Annotated in this window: 7 protein-coding genes and 1 pseudogene; 1 reads left to right on the top strand and 7 read right to left on the bottom strand. The window is 70.9% G+C overall.

The genetic code is table 11. The features are described from left to right. Positions 1-190: 190 nt before the first annotated feature. The 6 genes from BL253_RS35110 to BL253_RS35135 form a co-directional block, all read right to left on the bottom strand. Positions 191-1,873, bottom strand: coding sequence for a GMC family oxidoreductase (locus BL253_RS35110; protein WP_076822045.1), 1,683 nt, complete (start codon positions 1,871-1,873; stop codon positions 191-193). A gap of 40 nt (positions 1,874-1,913) precedes the next feature. Further along, positions 1,914-3,128 (bottom strand): ABC transporter substrate-binding protein, encoded by a 1,215-nt coding sequence (locus BL253_RS35115; protein WP_081439002.1) that lies wholly within the window; start codon positions 3,126-3,128, stop codon positions 1,914-1,916. A 110-nt stretch (positions 3,129-3,238) separates the two neighbouring features. Next, entirely contained in the window at positions 3,239-3,715 is a 477-nt protein-coding gene (locus BL253_RS35120; protein ID WP_076822047.1) for a VOC family protein, read from the bottom strand. Positions 3,716-3,719: 4 nt separating this feature from the next. Beyond that, on the bottom strand, positions 3,720-4,703 hold the full coding sequence (locus BL253_RS35125) for a TIGR03619 family F420-dependent LLM class oxidoreductase (RefSeq protein ID WP_076822048.1): 984 nt from the start codon (positions 4,701-4,703) through the stop codon (positions 3,720-3,722). Positions 4,704-4,834: 131 nt separating this feature from the next. Further along, positions 4,835-6,028: an LLM class flavin-dependent oxidoreductase gene (locus BL253_RS35130; protein WP_076822049.1), complete on the bottom strand. Its 1,194-nt coding sequence runs from the start codon at positions 6,026-6,028 to the stop codon at positions 4,835-4,837. Between the two features lie 341 nt (positions 6,029-6,369). After that, the gene (locus tag BL253_RS35135; RefSeq protein ID WP_158230482.1) at positions 6,370-7,164 is read right to left on the bottom strand and encodes a GntR family transcriptional regulator; all 795 of its coding nucleotides are present in this window, start codon (positions 7,162-7,164) and stop codon (positions 6,370-6,372) included. Positions 7,165-7,463: 299 nt separating this feature from the next. Between BL253_RS35135 and BL253_RS45635 the strand changes: the two are divergent. Beyond that, positions 7,464-7,760, top strand: a pseudogene (locus BL253_RS45635) (MFS transporter); the annotation flags it as partial. A 102-nt stretch (positions 7,761-7,862) separates the two neighbouring features. Here BL253_RS45635 and BL253_RS35145 read toward each other — a convergent pair. Continuing rightward, a complete protein-coding gene (locus tag BL253_RS35145; RefSeq protein WP_076822051.1) occupies positions 7,863-8,273 on the bottom strand; it encodes a carboxymuconolactone decarboxylase family protein in 411 nt (136 codons plus the stop codon). Positions 8,274-8,622 lie beyond the last annotated feature (349 nt).

The following is an 8,622-nucleotide window of genomic DNA, read 5'->3' on the forward strand; positions in this document are numbered from 1 at the left end:
AGAGGACCATGTCCTTACCGACCCTGAGCCGGATCCCGGCCTTCCGCAAGGCGCCGCCGCGACGGCCACATGTCGGCCGCCTCCGTCCATGCGACAGCGCGCGGCCCGGCGCCTGGACGTCTCCGCCCGCTTCGGGAGGACGTCCGACGCCGGACCGCGCGCCGGTCCTCGCCAGCGGGTGTTCATGTGCTCACGGGGTGACGCGACCGCGGATGAGGTCCGCGGCCCGCTCGGCGACCATGACCACGGCCGCGTTCGTGTTGCCGCTGACCAGGGTCGGGAACACGGAGGCGTCCACGACCCGCAGCCCGTCGACGCCGCGCACCCGCAGCGCGGGGTCCACCACCGACCCGTCGTCGCCGCCCATCCTGGCCGTGCCGACCGAGTGGTCGGCACGGAAGGTGTGGGTGCGCAGGTAGTCCACCCACTCGGCGTCGGTCTGGACGGCCGGGCCCGGGCGCATCTCCTCCTCGACGTAGGTACGGGCGGCCTGGGTCGCGTAGATCTCCCGGACCAGCCGCGCCGCCTCGGTGAGGGCGACGACGTCCTCCTTCTCCCCGAGCATCTGGTGGCGGATGACCGGCGGCGCCTCCGGGTCGGCCGAGCGCAGCTCGACCGTGCCGCGAGCCACCGGGTGCAGCACGCACGGGTAGGTGGTGACCGAGAACTGCTTGAGCAGCTGCATGGCGTTGACGTCGTGGGTGAGCCGTCCCGACGTCCCGGGCACGAGGTCGGAGGAGTCCTCGTCGCTCACCTGGGTGGCGGACGGGCGGCCGACGATCCCGAACGGGCTGAACATGACCTGGAACGCGCTCGCCCCGGTCTCGGTCGTGCCGGCGAAGGCCAGCGCGTGGCAGGCCGGGCTCGCGACCGCGCCCCGCCCGCGCAGCAGGTAGTCCACGCCGTGGCGCACGACGCCGCTGGCAGTCAGCTCGCGGTTGAGCGTCCGGACGTTGACCTTGTGCAGGAACAGCGTGATCGGATGCTCCTGCAGGTCGCGGCCCACGCCGGGGCTCGGCGCGACGACCGGGATCGCGTGGTCGGCCAGCGCCCGCTCCGGCCCGATCCCGGAGCGCATCAGCAGCGCCGGCGAGCCCATGGTGCCCGCGCAGAGCAGCACCTCCCGGCTCGCGGCCACCTCCCGCGCCTCACCACCCACGGAGTACCGCACGCCGACCGCCCGGCCGTCCCTGATCAGGACGCTGTGCGCCAGCGCCTTCGTCCGCACGGTCAGGTTCMGGCGCCGTCTCGCGGAGCCGAGGTACGCCCGCGCCGTGTTGTGCCGGAACCCGCGCCGCTGGGAGAGCTGGGAGTACCCGACGCCGGTCTGCCCGCCCACGTTGTAGTCCTCCTGCCGGGGCAGGCCGGCCTGTTCGGCGGCCAGCAGGAAGACGTCGGTCATGACGTGGTCGATCCGGACGGGCGTGACGTGCAGCGGGCCGTCATGGCCACGCTCGGGCCCGCCGCCTGGCTCGTAGGTCTCGGTACGCCGGAAGTAGGGCTCGACGCTGGCGAAGTCCCAGCCTTCCGCGCCGCCGGCCGCCCAGTTGTCAAAGTCGGCCGGATGCCCACGCACCCACGTCATCCCGTTGATCGAGCTGCTACCGCCGAGGACCTTGCCGGCGGCCCACGGCTCGACGATGTCCCCACGGCTCGGGTCGGGCTCGGCCTCCCGCCGCCAGTTCGTGCTGGGGCTGAGCTGCTTGACCCCCGCGGGGACGTGGATGAGCGGGTTGAGGTCGTACGCGCCGGCCTCCAGCAGGAGGACGCGGCAGGCGGGATCCTCGGACAGGCGCGCCGCGAGGACGCAGCCCGCCGAACCTCCGCCGACGATCACATAGTCGTAGCCGGAGCTGTCCGTACGGCCCTTCATCACAGGACTTCCCGAAGGCGCCCGCCCGCCGGCATCCGGATCATCCGCCCTGTGGCGCGGCGAACGGGGCGAGCTTGCCGGACTTGTCGAAGGCGACGATCTTGCCGTCCTTGACCACCGAAGCGAAGGTGGTCGTGTTGAACAGGCGTGGCAGCTGCCCGCCGAGGGCCGTCCCCGGCTTGGAGAGGTCGACGGAGGGAGTGATGCCACCGGTGTCCACCGCGGTGAGGGTCGGGAGCAGCTTCGTGAACGCCTCCCGGGTGATGTCCGGCATCGAAGCGGCGATCTTGGCGAACGCGTTGACGCCCATCCACGCCATCGCGGCGGCGTCGTCGATGAAGTCGTCGCGGCCGGCCGCCTTCATCTGCTCGACGAAGTCGGCGTAGGCGGGCGCCGCGTGGTTGGCGAAGCCGACCAGGTAGAGGTTGTCCGTCGCGCCGGAGAGCTGCGACTTGACCAGGCTCTCCGAGTAGACCGGTGACGGCAGGGTGACCGTGCCCTTGTAGCCCGCCTGACGCACCGCCCGGATGAACTTGGACGCGAGGTCCGTGGTGAGCGCGACGACGACGGCGTCGGGGTTGGCCCGCAGCAGGTTCGCCACCTGCGGCGCGACGTCGGTCACGGTCCGGGGAACGGCGACCTTCGCGACGAGGGACAGTCCGCGGGGCTTGAGGACCGCGTTGTCCAGCAGCGGCGGCAGCGTCTCACCGGCCGCCACGTTGAGGTAGGCGACCGCGACCCGCTTGGCCTTCAGCACGTCGATCGAGAGCGCCACCTGGCCACCGACCGACGAGATCGAGCCGCCCTGGAGCGGAAAGACCGCCTTCGAGGTGAAGTCCGCGCTTGTCAGCGGACTGTCCCCGAAGACGGACACCCCGGCGGCCTCATAGACCGGGTTGGAGTTGGAACCGAAGTTGTTGGCGCTGGCGACGTCGGCGACGACGCCGTCGGCGATCGCCTTGCGAGCGCAGGAGGCCGCGACGTTCGCGTCGTCGTTGTTCGGGCAGATGGTGACCTGCAGCGGCCGGCCCTTCACCCCACCATGGTTGTTGATGTAGTCGACAGCCGTCCGGATGCCGGCGGAGTAGTGCTCACGGGTGAGTTCGTCCTCGATGCTCACCAGCTTGATCGGCGCGCCAGTCGCGGCCGTGACCGTGCTGGTGGGCGACACCCCCTTGTCGTCATCGCTGCCGCCGCAGGCGCTCAGTATGAGGGCCGCCGCCAGCGGTAACACTGCCAGGCTTCGCTTGCGCATGAGAACCTTCCCCGCGTTTGCTGAATGCTGGATCCAGGAGACAAGTTGCAGCTTGCCATGATCGGCGCCGCTCGGCAATCACTTTCGGTCACTGTCCGGCGGTCAGCCGTTCAGCCAGGACGGTTGAACCGATCCCGTGGCTCGGTCGACTGCCAGAGTTCGACCGGGACGCCGTCGGGGTCATGGAGATAGAAGGACCGGCCGTGCGTACCCATCGCGTTCACGGAGCCCGGCAGGGTGACGGTGCCGAGGGCCGCCAGCCGGGCGTACGCCGCGTCGGCGTCCGCGACATAGAAGGACAGGTGAGCCGTGCCGACGCGCGCGTGCCGCAGGGCCAGGTGCCCGTCACCGCCCGCGAGGTACTGGATGAGCTGCAGGACGAACGCGCCGCCGTCCACCTCGAGCCAGGCGACCCGCACATGGGTGCCCGAATTGCCAGAGAGCCGGTCGAAGTCGTCGGTGCATTCCTCCTGCCGGTGCCGCACGCGGGCACCCAGCACGGTCCGGTAGAACGCGATCGACGCCTCCAGATCGCTCACCGTCAGGCCCACGTGCCACAGCCGGGCGCGGATGGCCTCGGGCGTCACGCTGTCATCGACCCGCGTGGCCCGCCGGCCAGCCCGCCGTCGCGGGCATGACCTCCGCCGCGAACCACTCCAGACGGTCGACGTATTCAGCGGCGTCGCGCCAGGGGAACGACAGGCCGATCTCGGTGACGCCCGCCTCGACGTAGCGGCTGACAGCGTCTATCACCTGCTGACTGGCCGACGAGTCGAGCGCGCTCGCCGCGATCGAGCCGACGGGCGCACGGGCGCCAGACGGCGGGTGGGAGTCCAACGCTCGGCGCATCGCCTGGTTGCCACCCAGGATGGCGATCCGGGTGAAGACTCGCAGGTCCGCGGCGTCCCTGCCGGCCGCGCCGAGCTCGTCCGCCAGCTGGGCCATCCCGACGCGGACGGTCTCGGGCGTGGCGAGCATCGGTGCCCAGCCCGCCCCGAACTCGACGACGCGCCGCAGCGCCGCGGGCCCGCCCCCGCCGATCAGCAGCGGCACATGCGGCCGCTGCACACAGCCGCGGCCGAAGGAGAGGTCCGAGAAGGAGAAGAACCTGCCGTGGTACGACGGATGCTCCTCGGTCCAGAGAGACACCATCGCCCGCAGAGCGTCGTCCGTGCGCGCGCCGCGTTCGGCGAAAGGGATGCCCAGGGCGGCGAACTCGGGCGCGAGCCAGCCGACACCTGTCGTCACGTCCAGGCGCCCATCCGAGACCCAGTCGAGAGTCGCCACCGACCGGGCGGCGTGCAGCGGATGCCGGTACGGGACGATCAGCGCACTCAACATCAGCCGCAGTCGGCTCGTCGCACGCGCCAGGACCGCACCGAAGGCGAAGTTGTCCACCCAGAAGGCCCCCGGCGTTGCCGCCTCTCGTCCCGACTGCGACTCCAGGGGCGTGACCAGGTGCTCGGCCAGCCCCACCCCGAAGAAGCCGAGGGTCTCCGCACGCCGCACGACCTCGACGATCTCGTCGAGCGACGACCAGCCGTCCAGCGGAAACAGCGACAGCGAATATCTCATCCCGAACTCCCAGAAGCGCTCGCGCCAGGGTCGCGCCGATCACCGAGGGGCTGCCGCCCGACGCCTGGCGTCGTCCTGCCCGGCGAACCACGTTCCGCCGGACAGGGACGGTCCGCCTGGGCCCCGGCGGCTCAGCCCGCGGGCTGCTCCACCTGCTTCTCGGCCTGGTAGTCGGCCTTGGCCTTGGCGATGCCGGCGTGGAACCGGTCGGCCAAGCCCTCCTTGCGCTCCTTGGTCCACATGTAGGAGCCGAGCGGCGCCACCGTGTGCCCGGTGAACTGCGGCATGACGTCGCGTGCGAACAGCGACACCATCCGCTCGGTCGCCGCCGGGTCCGCCCAGTCGTGCGTCGTGAGCAGGAAGGTCCCGAAGCCGCCCGTGCGCAGCAGAAGCTTGTTGACGTACTCGACCGCGGCCTCCGGCGTGCCGATACACCCGTAGCCCRACGAGTTCACCCGCTCCACGAGCTCCTCGTGCGGGACGACCTCACCCGGCTTGATCATCTGCATGGGCGTGACGACGTGCCGGTACTCCATGAACTCCTGCAGACCGTAGCGGGTCTCCTCGATGGCCTGCTCCATCGTCTCGGCGACGTGGACGTTGCCGACGATCGCCCAGTCGCGGCGGTCCACGGTCTTGCCGTGCTCCGTCGCCTCGCTGGTCATGATCGACCAGGTGTTGGACAGCAGCTCGGTGGCGGCGTCGCCGGTGCCACCGATCGAGACCAGGCCGAGCCCGTGGCGCCCGGCGAGCTTGGGACCGGACGGCGAGAGGGCGGAGGCGACGGTCAACGGCACCCGCGGGTAGGTGTAGCTGCGCAGCTGCAGGCGGGCGTCGACCAGCTCGAACCAGTCGGTCTTGCGGTTGACCGGGCCCGGGGTGTCCAACAGCTCGAGGATCGCGTCCAGCGACTCCTCCATGCGCCGGCGCAGCGAGTTGTAGTCCATCCCCATCATCTGGGAGTCGGCGACCAGCGCGCCCGGGCCCATGCCGAAGCGGACCCTGCCCATCGTGAGGTGGTCGAGGAACATCATCCTGTCCGCGACCATCAGCGGGTGATGGTAGGGCAGCGAGATGACGCCCGAGCAGAGCTGGATCCGCCTGGTCCGCTGGGAGGCCGCCGCGATCATCAGCTCGGGCGAGGGGATGTACTCGTAGCCGCCGCTGTGGTGCTCGCCGAACCAGATCTGGGAGTACCCGAGCGCGTCGAGCAGCTCGACCAGCCGCAGGTCGGCCTGCAGGAGCAGGCTCGGGTTGCGGCGCGGGTTGTGGTACGGCGGCATGAACATGCCGAAGGTCAGCGGGGCGTTGACGGGCTCTGCCATGAAGGTCGGTGTCCTTTCCACAGCGCTGCGCGGACGGTCGGGCGGCCCACCCGCCGGGCCGCCGCCGTGCGTCGAGCGGGGCGTAGACGATCTGGAAGGCACTCCTCGATGCCGACGCGGCCGCGATCGCCGCCGACCCGTCGGGCCGGCGGGAGCGGTCGAGGCACCAGAGCGCGATCCGTTGACGGGTCGGGTGTCGCGACCTGTCGAACCATCCTAAATCCTGGATCCAGGAAGCAGCAAGCCTGGTTTCTCCCGCGCCGATCCCAAGGACCGCGGACCTGCGGGATGGCTCGCGACCCGCGGATTCCGGGCGGCAGCGCCGGCGCGGTCGACGGCCGTCAGACGGTCGCCGTCGAGTCGACCGTCCGCAGCCGGTCGCGCAGGTCCGCGGTGAGCCGCGCGGCCTTGCGAATGTGGCGCTTGGCGACGGCTTCGGCGTCCCGCGGCCGGCGCTCGCGCACGGCGTCGTAGATCRCCCGATGGTCCTCGTTGCCGACGCACAGCATCTTCACCGTGTCCGTCGGCCCCGCCACCCTCGGGTGCGCGACATGGACCCGCTGGACCAGYCGCGACGTCTGCATGTGCGAGGTCAGCCGGACCAGCGGCAGAAAGTGCAGCAGCTGGGAGTTGCCGCAGCCTTCGACGATGCTCCCGTGGAAGGCGCTGTGCGCGTGGGAGTACCGGGTCAGGGCCGAGTCGTAGGTCGACTCCTCCATCTCCACGAGGCAGCGCTCGAGCGCGGCGAGCAGCTCGGGCGAGGCGCCGCCCGACGCGAGCAGGCGGGCCGCGAGACCATCGATCACCTCGCGCACCTCGTAGCTCTCGAGCATCGCGTCGATGTCGAGCTGGACCACCTCGACGGTCTTGTTGCCGTTCGAGATCCGGACCAGCCCGTCCCGCTCGAGCATGCGGAACGCCTCGCGCAGTGGGGTCCGGCTGACGCCGAGCTGCCCCGAGAGCTGGATCTGGAGCAAGGGGGTGCCCGGCTCGAGCTCTCCGCGCAGGATCATGTCCCGGAGCACCCCGGCGACCTCGTCGGCGAGGCGGGGCCGGCCCAGGTCCGCGAGACGCGGCGACGGGTCGCCCACGCCTGGCACGGGAACGACGCGCGAGCCAGATACAGGCAACACCATCTGGTACTCCCCTTCGCGGTCGACCGCCCCGACCGGTCTCGACAGCCGCGCGATCGCGCGGCGCGGGTCGTCGCGTCCACGGCGCCGGTTTTGATCCTGGACCGCGACTGTACGCGGGATCCAGGATATCGGTGCGCCCATCGTCTGGCCATACCAACATCCTGGATGCCGGATTCGGGATCCCTCCTCGACAGCCGGGCCGCTCCCCAGGCTCGTCGTCGTCAGATCGGACGAGAGACCGAGGTTCACCATGCCCCACAGCCGCCCACCACCTGCATTCGCCGCGCCGAATGAACCCGATGCCGGCTGAGCCCTCGGATCCCGGCCGGTCCGTCAGCGGCCCGTCGGGGCCGGGCGCGACCGAGCGCACAGCCGACGGAGCCGGGCCGGCGCGGCCTGGGCCCGGGCCGCGGGCGCTGCTCTGCTTCGTCCTGCTACCCGGCGCCTTCGCCTACGCGGTCCTGCAGAACCTCGTCATCCCGGCGCTGCCCTCGATCCAGCACGACCTGGGCGCCGGCCCCACGGCGGTCACCTGGGCCTTCACGGGCTTCCTGATCGCCAGCGCGGTCGCCACCCCGATCGCCGGGCGGCTCAGCGACCTGGTCGGCTTCCAGGGCCGAGCTCCCCGGTCACTTCGCGGGCACGAAGCCCGCAGCCCGCGCGCCGGCTCGCGGCTGGTCACGCGGGCCCGCCCGGGCTCAGGAGGCCGACGCGGAGGCCCGCTCCTTCTCGTACTCGTACTCGTCGACGGTCCTGACCAGCACCAGCATGGCTTCCGTCGCCTTGGGCATGCCGGCATAGGCGGCGACATGCATGATCACTTGCACCAGCTCGTCGGCGGTCGCGCCGTTGCGGAGCGCGCCGCGGATGTGGAAGCCGAGCTCCCGCTCGAGGCCGAGGGTGGCGAGGATCGCCACCGTCACCAGGCAGYGGCTCTTCAGCTCCAGGCTCGGYCGGGCCCAGACATCCCAGGTACGTTCCTTGCTCCAGGCGGACAGYACGCGCGCCAACGGGGAGGTCACGAGGGTGGAGACGTCCTCCCGGATCTGAAGGCCGCCGAGAACCTTCTCGCACACCTCGACCCGCTGCCGCTCCGTCGTCTCCGCCACGGCCTAGCGCGCCCATGGCGTTCGACTCTTGATCATATTCTCGTTTCCGCACGTCGGGTCCCTGCCGGGGAACCGATCCGCCGCCATGCCAGGCAAACGGCCACCTTTCATGAACATTGACTCCTGGATACAGGTAGGTCTAACCTGCGTCCTGGATCCAGTGATGGCCGTCACAGGGTGAACGGCGTCCTGGCCACGACCCACCGCTAAGGAGACACATCGTGACCAGACACCCCGCAATGAGGCGGCGTATCTTAGGCGGCGTCTCGCTCGCGGTCGCCGCGACCGTCGCCCTCGCCGCCTGCGGAGGATCCGACAACGACCCGTCGTCGGACGGGTCCAGCGGTAC

The organism is Pseudofrankia asymbiotica (genome assembly GCF_001983105.1).
Lineage (GTDB): Bacteria > Actinomycetota > Actinomycetes > Frankiales > Frankiaceae > Pseudofrankia > Pseudofrankia asymbiotica.